At 42.2% G+C, this 16,291-nt stretch carries 15 protein-coding genes, 1 tRNA gene and 1 other RNA gene; 12 read left to right on the top strand and 5 right to left on the bottom strand.

Features of this window, described 5'->3' with window-relative positions:
* Nucleotides 1-163: 163 nt before the first annotated feature.
* The 4 genes from D3222_RS09770 to rssB form a co-directional block, all read right to left on the bottom strand.
* On the bottom strand, nucleotides 164-1,177 hold the full coding sequence (locus D3222_RS09770) for an NAD-dependent epimerase (protein ID WP_118985983.1): 1,014 nt from the start codon (nucleotides 1,175-1,177) through the stop codon (nucleotides 164-166).
* Between the two features lie 8 nt (nucleotides 1,178-1,185).
* A complete protein-coding gene (locus D3222_RS09765) occupies nucleotides 1,186-2,529 on the bottom strand; it encodes a UDP-glucose dehydrogenase family protein (protein ID WP_118985982.1) in 1,344 nt (447 codons plus the stop codon).
* A gap of 23 nt (nucleotides 2,530-2,552) precedes the next feature.
* A complete protein-coding gene (gene galU, locus D3222_RS09760) occupies nucleotides 2,553-3,515 on the bottom strand; it encodes a UTP--glucose-1-phosphate uridylyltransferase GalU (protein WP_118985981.1) in 963 nt (320 codons plus the stop codon).
* Nucleotides 3,516-3,896: 381 nt separating this feature from the next.
* Entirely contained in the window at nucleotides 3,897-4,922 is a 1,026-nt protein-coding gene (gene rssB, locus D3222_RS09755) for a two-component system response regulator RssB (RefSeq protein WP_118985980.1), read from the bottom strand.
* A gap of 157 nt (nucleotides 4,923-5,079) precedes the next feature.
* Between rssB and D3222_RS09750 the strand changes: the two genes are divergently transcribed.
* The 12 genes from D3222_RS09750 (at nucleotide 5,080) to D3222_RS09690 (ending at nucleotide 15,047) form a co-directional block, all read left to right on the top strand.
* Entirely contained in the window at nucleotides 5,080-5,577 is a 498-nt protein-coding gene (locus D3222_RS09750; RefSeq protein WP_118985979.1) for a YchJ family protein, read from the top strand.
* Between the two features lie 45 nt (nucleotides 5,578-5,622).
* Entirely contained in the window at nucleotides 5,623-6,471 is an 849-nt protein-coding gene (gene purU, locus D3222_RS09745; protein ID WP_118985978.1) for a formyltetrahydrofolate deformylase, read from the top strand.
* 400 nt (nucleotides 6,472-6,871) lie between these two features.
* Nucleotides 6,872-7,312, top strand: coding sequence for a cupin domain-containing protein (locus D3222_RS09735; protein WP_118985976.1), 441 nt, complete (start codon nucleotides 6,872-6,874; stop codon nucleotides 7,310-7,312).
* Between the two features lie 225 nt (nucleotides 7,313-7,537).
* A tRNA-Tyr gene (locus D3222_RS09730) sits at nucleotides 7,538-7,622 on the top strand.
* 41 nt (nucleotides 7,623-7,663) lie between these two features.
* A non-coding RNA gene (locus D3222_RS09725) (RtT sRNA) lies at nucleotides 7,664-7,800 on the top strand.
* 439 nt (nucleotides 7,801-8,239) lie between these two features.
* Nucleotides 8,240-9,145 carry an L-threonate dehydrogenase gene (gene ltnD, locus D3222_RS09720; RefSeq protein ID WP_118985975.1) on the top strand — a complete coding sequence of 302 codons (906 nt, stop codon included), beginning with the start codon at nucleotides 8,240-8,242 and terminating at the stop codon, nucleotides 9,143-9,145.
* Nucleotides 9,145-10,422: a 3-oxo-tetronate kinase gene (gene otnK, locus D3222_RS09715; protein WP_118985974.1), complete on the top strand. Its 1,278-nt coding sequence runs from the start codon at nucleotides 9,145-9,147 to the stop codon at nucleotides 10,420-10,422. The genes ltnD and otnK overlap by 1 nt, the downstream gene beginning before the upstream one ends.
* Complete coding sequence (otnC, locus tag D3222_RS09710) at nucleotides 10,415-11,053, top strand: 3-oxo-tetronate 4-phosphate decarboxylase (RefSeq protein WP_118985973.1); 639 nt, start codon at nucleotides 10,415-10,417, stop codon at nucleotides 11,051-11,053. The genes otnK and otnC overlap by 8 nt, the downstream gene beginning before the upstream one ends.
* Nucleotides 11,054-11,075: 22 nt before the next feature.
* A complete protein-coding gene (otnI, locus tag D3222_RS09705) occupies nucleotides 11,076-11,855 on the top strand; it encodes a 2-oxo-tetronate isomerase (RefSeq protein ID WP_118985972.1) in 780 nt (259 codons plus the stop codon).
* A 12-nt stretch (nucleotides 11,856-11,867) separates the two neighbouring features.
* Nucleotides 11,868-12,635 (top strand): DeoR/GlpR family DNA-binding transcription regulator, encoded by a 768-nt coding sequence (locus D3222_RS09700; RefSeq protein WP_118985971.1) that lies wholly within the window; start codon nucleotides 11,868-11,870, stop codon nucleotides 12,633-12,635.
* A gap of 58 nt (nucleotides 12,636-12,693) precedes the next feature.
* On the top strand, nucleotides 12,694-13,659 hold the full coding sequence (denD, locus tag D3222_RS09695) for a D-erythronate dehydrogenase (RefSeq protein WP_118985970.1): 966 nt from the start codon (nucleotides 12,694-12,696) through the stop codon (nucleotides 13,657-13,659).
* Nucleotides 13,660-13,661: 2 nt separating this feature from the next.
* Nucleotides 13,662-15,047, top strand: coding sequence for a GntP family permease (locus tag D3222_RS09690; protein WP_118985969.1), 1,386 nt, complete (start codon nucleotides 13,662-13,664; stop codon nucleotides 15,045-15,047).
* Between the two features lie 230 nt (nucleotides 15,048-15,277).
* On the opposite strand, the gene D3222_RS09685 is transcribed toward D3222_RS09690, so the two are convergent.
* Nucleotides 15,278-16,204, bottom strand: coding sequence for a cycle-inhibiting factor (locus tag D3222_RS09685; protein ID WP_118985968.1), 927 nt, complete (start codon nucleotides 16,202-16,204; stop codon nucleotides 15,278-15,280).
* Nucleotides 16,205-16,291 lie beyond the last annotated feature (87 nt).

Raw genomic sequence — 16,291 nt, 5'->3', positions numbered from 1 at the left:
AGTCAAGTTGCCCGTTTTTTGTATCATTTCTTTATGATAAAGCAAGGCTAGTTACTCACTTAGCCAATGCCTAGGTAAATTAATAATCAAACAGACACAACTATTTACTTCTCTCTGGTCACGGTCGTTGATTCAATAGATAAGGAGCCAATGGCTCCTTATCTTATTTAGACTTATGATAGAAACTTAAATACCACTCTACAAACTGCTTCACACCCTGCTTCACCGGTGTATTTGGGGCAAACCCTATTTTTTGGAAAATGTCACTTGAATCAGCACAGGTCAACAGAACATCACCATCTTGCATGGGCATAAAATTTTTCCTGGCCTGAATGCCTAATGATTCTTCTATTGCTTCAATAAAATCACCTAATCTAGTTGGTTGACCATTACCAATATTATAAATACAGTAAGGGGCAGAGCTGGCAGATATTTGCCCATCTTCAACCATCCAGCTCTCATTCGATGTGGGAATGATGTCTTGCAATCTGATTATTGATTCAACGATATCATCTATATACGTAAAATCTCTAACCATATTACCGTAGTTATAAACATCAATCGGCTGCCCTGATAACATAGCCTTGGTGAACTTAAATAAAGCCATATCAGGACGTCCCCACGGACCATATACTGTAAAGAAGCGCAAGCCTGTCGTTGGCAACTGATAAAGATGAGAGTAACTATGAGACATTAATTCATCTGACTTTTTCGTTGCCGCATATAGTGAAACGGGATGATCAACCGAATCGTTTGTCGAAAACGGTTGCTTTCTATTTAATCCATAAACAGAACTAGAAGAAGAATATAATAAATGCTCAACATTATTGTGACGGCAACCTTCCAGAATATTGAGATGCCCTATTATATTCGAATCAATGTAAGCCATTGGGTTTTGCAACGAATAACGAACACCCGCCTGAGCCCCCAGATGGACAACCCGTTGAAATTGGTGTCGCGAAAAAAGATCGGGAATGGCTATTCTGTCAGCTAAATCTAGCTTTTCAAATTTAAAACCTAGCTTATCAAATAATAGATCTAACCGTGCTTGTTTGAGACTCACATCATAATAGTCATTAAGGTTGTCGATACCCACAACCTCATGCCCCATTTGCAATAATCTCTGGCTCACATGAAAGCCAATAAAACCAGCAGCACCTGTGACTAAGAATTTCATTGTATTACTCAGATAACCGGATTAATGGATGCCCCACGACCAATCCCATAATAAGTAAAACCCCGGGATTGCAAGCGTTCAGGATCATAGAGATTCCGGCCATCAAAGATAACCGGCGTTTTGAGAGACTCTTTGATGACATCAAAATCTGGCGCACGAAAACTTTGCCATTCAGTACAAATGATCAAGGCATCAGCTCCCTTAAGCGCTGCTTCTTTAGTCCCCATCAATAATAAATCATCACGCTGACCATAAATACGCTGAGCTTCCTGCATCGCTTCAGGATCGTAAGCCTGTATTTTGGCTCCTGCCCGCCATAATGCTTCCATCAAAACACAGCTTGATGCTTCACGCATATCATCGGTATTCGGTTTGAACGATAATCCCCAGACAGAAAATGTCTTACCGGATAAATTTTCACCGAAATGGCGCGTGACAAAAGAAGGCAATTTATGCTTTTGCAGTTCATTCACCTGCTCCACAGCACGAAGAATTTTAGGCTGATAACCAATTTGCTCTGCGGTGCGAATTAACGCCTGCACATCTTTCGGGAAACATGAGCCGCCATAACCACAGCCCGGATAGATAAAATGATAGCCAATACGGGAATCAGAACCCATTCCTTGACGAACATGCTCAATATCAGCACCAAGCATTTCAGCTAAATTAGATATCTCATTCATAAAACTGATTTTCGTTGCCAACATACAGTTAGCAGCATACTTCGTCAGTTCCGCGCTACGGATATCCATCACAATCATACGATCATGATTACGGTTAAAGGGTTCGTACAATTCATACATTAGGTCAACGACTCTTTCGTTGTCACACCCAATAATAATCCGCTCAGGGCGCATACAATCTGCAACAGCCGCTCCCTCTTTAAGGAACTCAGGGTTAGAAACCACATCAAATGGAATATCAATATTACGTTGACACAGAGTCTCATTAACAACGGCATTAACTTTATCCGCGGTACCAACAGGAACCGTAGATTTATCGATAATCACCTTATAGCTATCCATATATTCCGCAATAGTACGGGCAACCGCTGTCACATACTTCAAATCTGCTGAACCATCTTCATCAGGAGGAGTACCGACAGCAATAAATTGCAATTTACCGTGTGCAACGCCGGCCTTTGCATCCGTACTAAAATTCAGACGGCCTTCTTCATAATTTTTTTTCACCAGTGGAGCTAAACCAGGTTCAAAAATGGGAATTTGACCATTTTTCAAATTTTCAACTTTATTTGCATCTATATCAATACAAAGAACATTATGACCGACTTCAGCTAAAACCGCCGCTTGAACCAAGCCAACATAACCAATACCAAATACCGTAACTTTCATATAACACCTAAATTTCCGTAAAATTATTCTTTAATCCGATCCTGCAAAGCCACTAACCAATCAGTAAATTCTTTGCCCAAAGCATGATGTTTCATACCATACCGGACAAATGCCTGCATATAACCAAGCTTATTACCGCAATCATGGCTCACACCCTGCAAATGATAGGCTTCCACGGATTCCTGTTCTATTAACATGGCAATTGCATCAGTAAGTTGAATTTCATCACCGGCACCGGGTGCTGTTTTTGCTAATAATGGCCAAATTTTCTCGGACAACACATAACGGCCAACAATAGAAAGATTTGATGGTGCCTCTTTCGGTTTAGGTTTTTCAACCACGCGCTTAATTGGTTTGCTGTCACCGGGTTGAAGATTTTCTCCCTGGCAATCGACAATACCATAACTAGAAACTTCTTCATGAGGTACAGGTTCTACTAATATTTGACTAGCACCCGTTTCATTATACCGAACCAACATTTCGCTCAGATTATATTTAGTCAGATCTGTACTGTATTCATCGAGAATAACATCCGGCAGTATCACCGCAAAAGGTTCATCACCGATTAAAGGCTTGGCACATAACACCGCATGCCCTAATCCTTTAGCAATTCCCTGACGAGTTTGCATAATGGTGACATGATTTGGACAAATAGATTGAACTTCATCCAATAACTGACGCTTCACCCTTTGCTCAAGGATAGCTTCCAGCTCAAAACTGGTATCAAAATGGTTTTCAATTGAATTTTTTGATGAATGAGTTACCAAGATAATTTCATTAATGCCAGCGGCAATACATTCATTAACAACATACTGAATAAGAGGTTTATCCACTAAAGGCAACATCTCTTTAGGAATTGCTTTCGTAGCAGGTAGCATCCTCGTTCCCAAGCCCGCGACGGGAATAACGGCTTTCTTTACTCTTTTTTCTACTGATAGTTTTTCTACTGATAGTTTTTCTACTGATGGTTTTTCTACTGATGTCATTAATCTTTCTCCCGATGTTTTTTGGCTGAAACAAATCCGTCTTCAACTCAAAATCAGTGCCGATTCTTTAATAAGGTGATTATTTTGTGTCAATAAACCGTGCACGCGAACAGCACGCGGAAACCCGATGCATACAAAAGTTCACTACTTCGTTCACCCTTATGACCACTCAAGAAGTTATCACTTTTATCTGAGCGGTGCTAAATCCGCTCTTTGTAGTAAAGAGCGGCAAATAAAATAGCCTAATTAGATAGATTCCAAGCATAATAGGCAGAGTATACCAGCTAATTCTCTTCGATAAACATCACCATTCTGTTTAATTACATTACCGTGACTTGATGTTTAAAATCCGTTTTAAACAAAATTCCACCTTGGTAATATTCACCCAGAATACATTGAAGAAAGCATCAGATTTATTTGACTATTTGTATTCCAAATCCGACATTGCCATTCAGCACCATGAGAACAAACTTGGTTCGAACAAATCGTTCTCAATGTCCCAAGAGGAACACCACTGTCTAATTGAATTTGGCGATTACCCGACTTAATACTGGCATGTAACCCTGCGGAAATGAGCAGAACCGTTTTACTGATTGTATGATAATACCCAAGCAGCAATGGAAATTGCCCTTGTAACCCCGCACCTTCCAGTAAGTTATTAATTCTATTTAAAATACCTGCCATATTGGGTAAACGCCGGGAATGGTGGATGATATGCTCTTGTAACAAACTGTTAAATATGACTCTAAGTAATAATGCTGAAATCACACCATACTCTTTTGAACGGCTAATATCTAGACAATAAAAAGCCAATTCATTGTCAGATAACGCCGCCATATCGAGAATTAATCCTGGTTTATCAATTATATTTAATTTTCGGTAATTGACTTTACAGTGGGCAATCACTTGAGAAACTGGGGGTTGTAACTGCTTAAGCATATTTAATGCTTCATCTGAATTATGCTTTAGAGTTAACCAATCTTTATTCAAGTTATTCTGTTCAATCGCACCAGACATAAAGACCGTAGGATGTAAATAGGCCAACACCGATTTTTTTATCTCATTAAGATCTGAAACAGGTTTTAATAAAACATCTTTTGCTCCCAAACGAAGCACTTCATCAATTTCAGCCATCTTGTTAGTCGCTGAAATAATAATAACTGGAATGCTAATACCCTCATTCATCAATTTCGCAATAAATTCAATGCCATTCATAACCGGCATGTCTAAATCACATAAAATAAGTTCAACATGAGCTTCGCGTCCTAGCACCTGTAGTGCAACAGCGCCATTAGAGGCGACTAATACCTTAGCGCCCAACGTTCGCAAATACCCTGCCAGCAAAGAACAAAAAACAGCTTCATCCTCCACAATCAGAATTTTTTTGCCTGCCAATGCCTTTTCCATAAATACGCTCCCTTACCTTAATATTGCGACCTTCACCTTTTCTTAGGTACTATCACTCATATTAGTTCAATTAAGTGATTATCATTTGTTCTCTTACGTTTCTTTGCAATAGAAAACCCGTAAAAATGGTATTTCACCCTTTACAATTGGAGTTATTTTGACAGAGCTATGTCCTTGTGGTAGCGGAATAGATTTTGCGGATTGCTGTTCCCCTTATCTCCAAAACATAAAATTTGCCCAAACTGCCGAATCACTGATGCGTTCCCGATACAGTGCCTATGTAAAGCACAACGCCGATTACCTAATTACCAGTTGGCATCCTGACTGCCAGGCTGAAAAGTGGCGTTTAGATATAGAACAGAGTTTTATTGTTACCCAGTGGCTTGGATTAAATGTCATTACAACTGAAAAAGGCGAAAATGATAACGAAGCCTATGTTGAATTTTCAGCTTGCTTTCTTGATCAGAAATCCCAAGATAAACAACTTATTCATGAGCGTTCACGTTTTCTTCGTATAGACCAGCGTTGGTACTATATTGATGGTGTGAAACCTATTGATGGTGTGAAACCTATTGATGGTATGAAACCTCAAATTGGCCGTAATAGCCCCTGCCCATGTGGTTCGGGTAAAAAATACAAAAAATGTTGTGGTTAAGGCCCGCAAACAGAAAACGCAAAATATTTAAGGATAATCCCATTCATGCAACACCAACATATACAAAAGAAAATTCTACGCACTATTTGCCCTGATGCCAAAGGACTGATCGCCAAAATTACTAATATTTGCTACAAACACCAACTGAATATAGTTCAGAATAATGAATTCGTCGATCATCGTACTGGCCGCTTTTTTATGCGTACTGAGCTTGAAGGAATTTTCAATGATGAGACATTTCTTGCTGATTTAGATGATGCACTTCCGGTGGGTTCTCAACGGGAATTAAATAGTGCGGGGCGTCGGCGTATTGTCATTATGGTAACAAAAGAAGCGCATTGTCTTGGGGATTTGCTCATGAAAAGCGCTTATGATGGGCTTGATGTTGAAATTGCGGCGGTTATCGGCAACCATGCAACATTACAATCGTTGGTTGAACAATTTGGCATTCCTTTCCATTTAATCAGTCACGAAGGTTTAACCCGTGAACAACACGATGAAAAACTGATTGCACAGATTGACCAATACAAACCTGACTACGTGGTATTAGCTAAATACATGCGAGTATTGACACCAGAATTTGTCCAGCATTATCCAAATCAGATTATTAACATTCACCACTCCTTTTTACCTGCATTTATCGGGGCACGTCCTTATCATCAGGCTTATGAAAGAGGGGTAAAAATCATCGGAGCAACAGCGCATTATGTGAATGATAATCTGGATGAAGGCCCAATTATTACTCAGAAGGTCATTAACATAGACCATACATACACGGCTGAAGATATGATGAGAGCGGGCCGGGATGTTGAAAAAAATGTTCTGAGCCATGCTTTATATTGGGTTCTTGCTCAGCGGGTTTTTGTTTATGGTAACCGTACTGTAATTCTTTAAAGCTGAATTAATTGGGGCAGCAAAACAGCACACGGTAACTTATTTTCAAATATATGCTTTACAGCGGCGATTCATTTGATGTGATTCTGGCCGCTGTAAGCAATAGTAGTACCAGAAAAAATGCCGTATTCTTTCCCCTCGTTGCTCAACACGAACTTAAGTAACCAAAATCTTTTAATACTTACTATACCCAATAGATTTCGAGCCACAGCGCGGCGGCAAGTGAACGAATCCCCAGGAGCATAGCTAACGATGTGACTGGGGTGAGTGAAAGCAGCCAACAAAGCAGCAGCTTGAAAGATGAAGGGTATATATAAGTGAGGGTCTTCCTTGATCATAGTGAGAATGGTATGGTTCGCCACAGATCATCCACCCACTTTATTACAAGGATCCCTCCCGCATGCAGCTATCTATTCAAACTTTATCGGTCTTTACATCTTTTGCTTTCCTCATTGCTCCGTTTTTCACTCAAGCACATGACAGCAATACTGCTGGTATTAACGTTGAAAAATTGCTTGAGACTGAAAAGTCTTGGGATGGCGTATCTTATCAGGGATACCCCCAAGGCACTCCTCAGCTTTCAGTTCTCAAAATTACTATTGATCCAAATACCAGCCTTGACTGGCATGAACACCCGATACCTAATGCAGCTTATGTGCTGGACGGGGTGTTAACGGCAGAGAAAAAATCCAGTGGCGAAAAACGTCTTTTAAAAGCAGGAGAGGCGTTATCCGAAATGGTTGACAGCGCTCATCGCGGTTACACAGGCAAAGAAGGTGTTACCCTCTTGGTCTTCTACGCAGGGCAAAAAGGGGTCCCTCTTTCTAAACCTGTTGAGTAAAAAACTACTCAGGAGGGGAGTGCCCCTCCTATATTTTTAAGGAACGCAGTGACGAGTCATCCTTCCCCCGCCACCAGCAAACAGACCACTTATTTGCTCACAACAGGATCAATAAGGATAAAAAAACAGCATGCGGTAACGTATTTTTAAATATATGCTTTACAGCGGCGGCTCATTTGATATGATTCCGCCCGCTGTAATCAACAGTGATACGTTTCAAAATCTGGTGGGGTTCCCGAGCGGCCAAAGGGAGCAGACTGTAAATCTGCCGTCACAGACTTCGAAGGTTCGAATCCTTCCCCCACCACCATAAATAGTCCTCAAGCCTTAGAAACAAACTCAACAAAGACAAATTCCTCGTTTGGGGGAAGGTCGAGAACCTTCGTCAAGGTTCGAGTTGAGCGCAGCGAAACAACAATGCGGCGCTTGCGACGCGTTGGCCCGTAGGGCGAGGAACTCAGTGACGAGTCATCCTTCCCCCACCACCATAAATATTCTTCAAACCTTATGACAAGTCGGTTTTACCTCATCGCAAAAAATGCTTCTTAGCATCCGATATACCTTTTTCCTCGAAAAATAACCTACCATTCTCCCAAAAACCGAGTCTGAATCTACCCACCTCTAAATTTCCTATTCTTAAACAGATCCGAGATTAACTAACATCCTTAAAAGAATTCGACGAAACTCGCTTACCCAACCTTAACATCCCCACAATGACATTCTCTATCACACCTTTATGTGAAACTTAACATTTCTCAAAAATCAACAATAAACAATATAAATCAAATAATTACAATAAAAACCGCCTTCAAGCAGTGGGCATTGGAATGTGATAACCATCCTGTATTTGTGAAATAATGTGTGAAATAATGTGTGAAATAATGATAAAAGAATAACAAATTATAACAACAACACCAGGGAACCATCATGAACCAATCAATACAAAAAATAGGGATTATAGGATTGGGGGCTATGGGGATGGGAATTGCCCGCGCGTTAATACGCGCGGGTATTCCTACATATGGATTTGATTTAAACCCAAAAGCCTGTGACCAACTTCTGCAAGCAGGCGCTAAAGTGGCGACAAACAACGCAGCAAATTGGGCATCAGAGCTGGATGCTATCTTACTCGTTGTCGTCAATGGTGCTCAAATAGAAAGCATACTGTTTGAAGGCGAAACACCGCTGGTCAGCCGACTAAAAGCCGGTACGATCATTGTACTTCACAGTACCGTTGCCGCAGAACAAGCTAAAGACTTCGCCCAACGTCTTAACAAATACAACCTCAACATGCTGGACGCGCCTATTTCAGGGGGCGCACTAAAAGCTGAACAAGGCCAGCTCACCGTTATGGCTTCCGGTGAACCAGCATTATTTGAACAACTAAAACCCGTATTTGATGCCACCACCGAACGCCTTTACCATGTCGGAAGTGAAATTGGTCAAGGATCTATCGTCAAAACAATTCATCAATTACTTGCCGGTATACATATTGCCGCAGCTGCGGAAAGTATGGCATTGGCAGCCAAAGCTGGTATTTCCTTAGAGTTGATGTACGATATTGTAACCCACGCAGCCGGTAACTCTTGGATGTTTGAAAACCGCGTCCCCCATATTCTGGCAGGGGATTACACCGCCAAATCCTCCGTAGACATTTTTGTCAAAGATCTAGGTTTAGTCTTAGAAACAGGTAAGGATCTGAAATTCCCATTACCATTATCAGCCACTGCACATCAAATGTTCCTTGCTGCCAGTAATGAAGGTTTCGGCCAATGGGATGACAGCGCGATTATCAAAACATTTAAAGGTATCACTTTGCCGGAGAAAAAATAATGACCATTAAATTGGGCGTTATCGCCGATGACTTTACCGGCGCAACCGATATCGCCGGTTTTATGGTGCAAAGCGGCTGGCGAGTCGTCCAGCTACTGAATCCACCTGATGAAAATACCGCCATTCCACAGGATATTGATGCTATTGTTATCAGCCTGAAAAGCCGCTCCTGCCCGATAGACGAAGCCGTGAATAACGCGGTGAAATCCTGCCACTGGTTACGTCAGAAAGCAGGTTGTCCGCAAATATTCTTCAAATACTGCTCAACTTTTGACTCTACCAGCAAAGGCAATATTGGGCCGGTCACTGATGCGCTGATGGATGAACTACAAACAGACATCACGCTGATCTCCCCTGCCCTTCCCGTTAACGGGCGAACAGTTGTACATGGGCATCTATTTGTCAACGGTCAACTCCTTAATGAAAGTGGCATGCAGCACCATCCGGTGACACCCATGACAGATGCCAATCTACCGCGCCTGATAGAACAACAAGCTCAAGGGAAAGCAGATCTGGTGGATCTGGTATGTGTACATCAGGGCGAGCAGGCAATCCGCATCAGACTAAATCATTTACAACAACAAAACATACGCTACGCAGTAACAGATACCCTCTTCATGAATGACCTCCTGCCTATTGCCAGAGCGGCATCAGAGCTGAAATTAATCACTGGTGGTTCCGGTCTTGGTGCTGCCCTTGCCAGCATAGACACCGGTAAACCATTGATATCATGCCAACTGGAAGGGGCAACCCCACCCGCCGAGAATAGACGCACCGTGATCCTTTCTGGCAGTTGTTCCGTCATGACCAACAAACAAATTGCTCTATATCAGACACTGGCCCCAGCGAAGGCTCTGAATATTGACTCATGCATGAATGATCCACAATATGCCGAAAAGCTGGTTGCGTGGGTTATTCAGCAATCCGAAAACTATCTGGCACCGATGCTATATGCGACTCAACCCCCAGAAATATTACAGAAAATCCAACAACAATATGGTGCAACTACTGCCAGTGAAGCAATAGAAAACACCTTCGCCAGCGTTGTAACAGGACTACGTCAGCTAGGATTCAATACCTTTATTGTCGCAGGCGGCGAAACTGCCGGTAAGATAGTACAAAGTCTGGACATCCAACAATTCAGTATCGGTGCACCAATTACTCCCGGCGTACCTTGGGTACACGATCGACAACACAATTATTGGCTGGCATTGAAATCAGGTAACTTCGGCAATATCGATTTCTTCCTGCATGTACAGGAGATGTTTCATGAGTGAACAAGCACTACGGACAGAGTTAGTCGAATGGGCTCGTTCAATGTTCTACCGGGGTTATAGCAGTGGTGGTGCAGGTAACATCAGCGCCAAACTGGAAGATGGCACGATTATCATCACGCCGACCAACTCCAGTTTTGGCGACTTGCAAGCGGATCGCCTGAGTAAGCTAGATGCAGAGGGTAATTGGTTATCCGGTGACAAACCCACAAAAGAAGTTTCCATGCATTTGGCAATGTACCACAACCGTCCCGAATGCCATGCGGTGGTCCATCTACATTCCCCTTGGTTAACTGCCCTTTCCTGCCTACCTAATCTGGACAGAAGTAACTGTCTACCACCCATTACGCCCTACTATGTGATGCGAGTTGGAAAACTGCCTCTGGTCAAATATCTACCACCAGGAGATGAAAGAATCGGTGAAGAAATTGCGAAGCTGGCCGCAAAACACAACGCAATCCTCCTATCGAACCACGGACCTGTTGTCGGCGGCAAAACTTTACGGCAAGCTTTTTTCAATGCGGAGGAATTGGAAGATACCGCCCGGCTCTATTTAACGTTACGGCCACATGGTTTCACCACATTAAATGAAGAGCAAGTACAAGAACTTGAAACTCGTTACCCCAAGAATTGAGTAAATAAACAAGGAATTCATCATGGCTAAATTCGCGGCAAACTTGAGCATGATGTTCAATGATGTCCCTTTCACCGAACGTTTTGCCCGGGCAGCCAAAGCTGGATTTAAAGGCGTTGAATATCTGTTTCCTTATGAAATGGCTGCTGAAGCGCTGGCTACCCTATTAAAGCAGCATCAATTAACCCAGGTTCTGTTCAACATGCCCGCCGGAAACTGGGCGGCGGGAGAAAGAGGGATAGCCTCTCTTCCTGGCCGTGAAAAAGAATTTGCCGAAAGTGTACAAACCGCGCTGAAATATGCACTGGCGCTAAACTGCAAGCAAGTTCATGCCATGGCGGGAAAACTGGACCTACAATTTATGCCAACACTACAACGCGAGTGTTATATCAGAAACATTCAACATGCCGCTGATGCGATGGCAGAACATAACATCAACGTATTAATTGAACCAATTAATACTCGTGATATGCCAAATTACTTCCTGACAACTCAGTATCAAGCGGAAACATTACTCCAAGCAATTGACCGTCAAAATGTTTTTATCCAGTTAGATCTTTACCATTGTCAAATCATGGAAGGGGATTTGCTACGCACCATTGAGCGTCTATGGGGAAAATTCAGTCACATCCAAATTGCCTCCGTGCCCGAACGCCATGAACCCGATAACGGCGAAGTGAACTATCCGTGGCTATTTAATAAACTGGATGAAATGGGCTATCAAGGGTGGTTTGGCTGTGAATACCACCCGGCTGGTTACACCGAAGATGGTCTGGATTGGTTGACCAAAGCACGGAAATAATCAGGAGAAGATATGCTTCCATCAGAGCGTAGAGACTTTATTTATCGCTATGTGCATGAGTATCAGACAATTTCTATCAATACACTGGTTAAACTGATGAACGTCTCACATATGACAGTACGGCGGGATATTCACACTCTGGAAGAAGAAGGAAAAGTCGTTAGTGTCAGTGGCGGTGTGCAACTTAGTGATGTTTTACGTCAGGAACTGCCTTGGAATGAAAAAGCCCGGCTTAATCATCGTCATAAGCGGAAAATTGGTCAATATGCAGTATCTATGGTTGAAGATGGACAAGTGGTCTACCTTGATGCTGGCACCACCACGTTTGAAATTGCCAGAGTCCTGGCTGAACGTTTTAACCTCACTATCATCACGAACGATTTTTCCATTACCCAATACCTGATGAACAAACCCCAACTAAATCTGTTCCATACCGGGGGACAGGTAGATAAGAGAAATTATTCCTGTGTTGGCCCTATCGCCGCCATGCTGCTTCGCAATCTGAATGTGGATATTGCCTTTATTAGCACCAGCTCATGGGATCTGGAACATGGTGTCTCCACGCCACATGAAGAAAAAGTGTTAGTCAAACAGGCCGTATTGGAAATCGCCCGCCGCCGTGTTTTGGTGTCCGATAGCAGTAAATATGGCAAATACGGCATGTTTCGGGTCTGCCCGCTTTCAAGTTTGGATGATATTGTCTGTGACAGCCAGCTTCCGCCGAAAGTGCAGCAACAATTACGAGAACATAATCTGATATTACATACCGTCAGCGTATAAGGATAAGAACCCTACCCTAAAGCAAATAGTCCAAGGCTATTGAACAAGGAGAGTCGCAATGAAAGTAATAATTACTGGTGGAGCAGGTTTTCTAGGCCAGCAACTAGCCAGCGCTTTACTCAACAACAATCAAACATTAAATTTCGACCAACTCATATTGACCGATATTCAATGTCCTGTTTCACCCGTTAATGATCCCCGCGTTCAGTGTCTGGCGCTGGATTTAGCTCAATCAGGCGCTGCGGAAAAACTGATCGATGAAAACAGTACAGTATTATTCCATCTCGCCGCCATTGTCAGTAGTCACGCTGAAAGCGATTTTGATCTCGGCTTGCAAGTTAACTTTGATGTTACTCGCAACTTATTAAATGTTGCACGGGCTAAAAATCCAAAATTGAAATTTATTTTCACCAGTTCCTTGGCCGTATTTGGCGGAGAATTACCAGCAACCATTACAGATCAATGTGCAGTTAATCCTCAATCATCCTATGGCGCACAGAAAGCCATGTGTGAATTGATGATTAACGACTACTCCCGCAAAGGATATGTCGATGGCCGAGTACTTCGCCTACCGACAATCAGTATCCGCCCGGGTAAACCAAACAAAGCAGCATCCTCTTTTGCCAGTGGCATCATCCGTGAACCTCTGCACGGAGAAAACAGTATCTGCCCAGTTTCTCGCGATCTGGCTTTATGGCTTTCCAGCCCTGAAACCGTGATCCGCAACTTTATACATGCAGTTCAAATTCCGGCGGAAAAATTTGGTCTTTCCCGCACAGTTAATTTACCGGGTATGAGTGTCACGGTTCAGGACATGATTGATGCACTGGCAGAGGTTGCCGGGCAAAAAGCGGTGGATCTCATCCGTTTCGAACCTGACGAGAACATTAATCGTATTGTTGCCAGTTGGCCGGGTCACTTCGATATCAGCCGTGGCTTATCACTGGGTTTCCATGCTGATAATACTTTCAGTGATGCAATCCGTGCTTTTATCACCAATAACCTATCCCGAACAGGAGGCTAATTATGGAACTCTACATTCCGGTCATTGGTCTGGGGGTAGCCGTGTTTACGTTGATCTTTCTGGTGCTACGTACCCGTGTTCATGCTTTATTAGCAATGCTCATTGCAGCGGCGATCGCCGGGCTCTCTGGTGGTTTAACCGCAGCAAATACCATTGATGTCATGACTAAAGGTTTTGGCTCCACACTAGGCAGTATTGGGATTGTTATCGGTCTAGGGGTCATGATGGGACGGGTGCTGGAAGTTTCCGGGGCTGCGGAACAGATAGCCTACAGTTTTATCAAATGGTTAGGTAAAAAACGCGAAGAGTGGGCATTAGCGATCACCGGTTATATCGTCAGTATTCCGATTTTCGTCGACTCTGCCTTTGTTATCCTCTATCCACTGGCAAAAGCACTCGCTAAAAAGGGAAAACGTCATCTTCTAACGCTTGGCGTAGCACTGGCCGGCGGATTGGTAGTTACCCACCACACGGTTCCGCCAACACCGGGGCCACTGGGGGTTGCCGGTATTTTTGGTGTAGATGTTGGTGCCATGATGTTAACCGGTATGGTTCTGGCGGTACCTTGCGTTATTGGCATTGTATTTTATGCCAAATGGTTAGCCGTAAAATATCCTGAATTTCAACCCACTGATGAAGCAGAAGAAGCTCAAGATCTACAAGCCATCCACCAACGCTACCTGGAGGAGAAGGAGAACAAATCACTACCGAGCCTATTTTTCTCCCTGTTACCGATTATTGTCCCTATCGTTTTGATCTTCATTAAAGCGATTAATGGGCTGCTATTAAACAATGAAACCTTTACTGGACAAGAAGACAACTTCTATTTCCAGACATTTGATTTCCTTGGCGCACCCGTTATTGCCTTAGCCATCAGTGTATTATTAGCAGTTTATACCTTGATGCCAAAAGCCAATAAACATGAAGTGATTGACCGTCTGGAAGAAGGTTTACAGGCTGCCGGTATTATTTTATTGGTAACAGGAGCAGGCGGTGCGTTAGGAGCGGTATTGCGTGAAAGTGGTACTGGCGCCATTCTGGCGCAATATATAGCCAATCTACCACTAACACCGGTGCTGATTCCATTTATCATCGCAACACTGGTTCGTTTAATTCAAGGTTCCGGCACTGTGGCAATGATTACCGCTGCTTCTATTTCCGCACCAATTATTAGTCAAATTCCGGGGATCAACATGCTGGTTGCCGCACAGGCAGCAACGATGGGCTCGTTATTCTTCGGTTATTTTAATGACAGCCTATTCTGGGTCGTTAACCGCATGATGGGAATCAAAGATGCCAAACAACAGATGATCGTTTGGTCAATCCCAACCACTATTGCATGGGCGATTGGCTTATGTGGTGTCATTATCCTGGATTTGGTGTTATAGACACGAAATCATTAGCAAAATTATTATTTAGCCTCCTTAAAATAGGAGGCTAAATGAATATATTGATCATGCCATGACCTTTTATACCCTTCATCTTTCAAACTGCTGCTTTGTTGGCTGCTTTCACTCACCCCAGTCACATCGTTATCCATGCTCCTGGGGATTCGTTCACTTGCCGCCGCGCTGCGGCTCGAAATCTATTAGGTATATAATATATAAAATAATACAATTCATTCTGGTTCACCACATTTTCCATCATAATTATCAAGTTTAGATTTTAATGTTTCAATATTTTCATAAAAATTATTAATATCGTATTCGGTTAAATAAATATCCACACTTTCATCTCTCTTCATTCTATCTAACTTAATATTAGATACATCTTTATGTATATCAAGCATCTCTGAAATTAACGTTTTCTTTTCATTTTCAGATAATAGGTTAAACTCACGACTGAATAATTTTTTTAATTTATTAAAACTAACGGGATCTTTTCCTCTGGAATTTAACCAATCTGCTATTTTAAGGGGAGGCAATGCCCCTTCTCCCAAATCTGATTGATAAATATATCCCATTGTTTCCTGATCATTGGATGGGATATCAATTAAAAACATATGCCCAAGTCGACGATCATTAACCAATGTAATATAATTTTTTGCACCATTGAGTTGATCAACTCTTTCAGCAAATTCATTACCATCTATTTTTCCTGCCTGGGCCGTTTTTACTGGATCAACAGCATGTTCCCCCTCAGTCATTAATTTAAATATATTTTGGGCAGATAAACCGCAAACTGGCTCAATCGGATCATAAGGATTTACCCCAACGATTTCTTGATAGATTTCAATACCACCTAATTCAGAAACAATTTCATCAATCGCTTTAAATATAGCTGCCAAATCTCGATCAATGATTTTATCTTGCCAATTATCATTCCAAAGTAATTTATTCCCTTTAGGATCATTATGTAGTGCGATAATATCATTTATCAATTTTATGGCATTTATATTATTTTTTTTAAATTTTGATGTATCCTTTGATCTCGATAAGCCAGAAGAAAGACCTATTTCCAGATGATTACCGGTTTCTATATTTCCACATGCTCTATCTTTTTCGGTACGAGCTTCAATTTTTTTTGCAAAGTTGCTGATTGGCATAATATTATTACCTAAGAGTCATAAGTAAATAATATATAGATTAAAATATCACAAACAACAAGATGATTTTATATAAAACCATCAATA

This window comes from Photorhabdus sp. CRCIA-P01 (assembly GCF_003545805.1).
GTDB lineage: Bacteria > Pseudomonadota > Gammaproteobacteria > Enterobacterales > Enterobacteriaceae > Photorhabdus > Photorhabdus antumapuensis.
The sequence above is the reverse complement of the archived record's forward strand: the minus strand, read 5'-3'. Positions and strand labels throughout refer to the sequence as shown.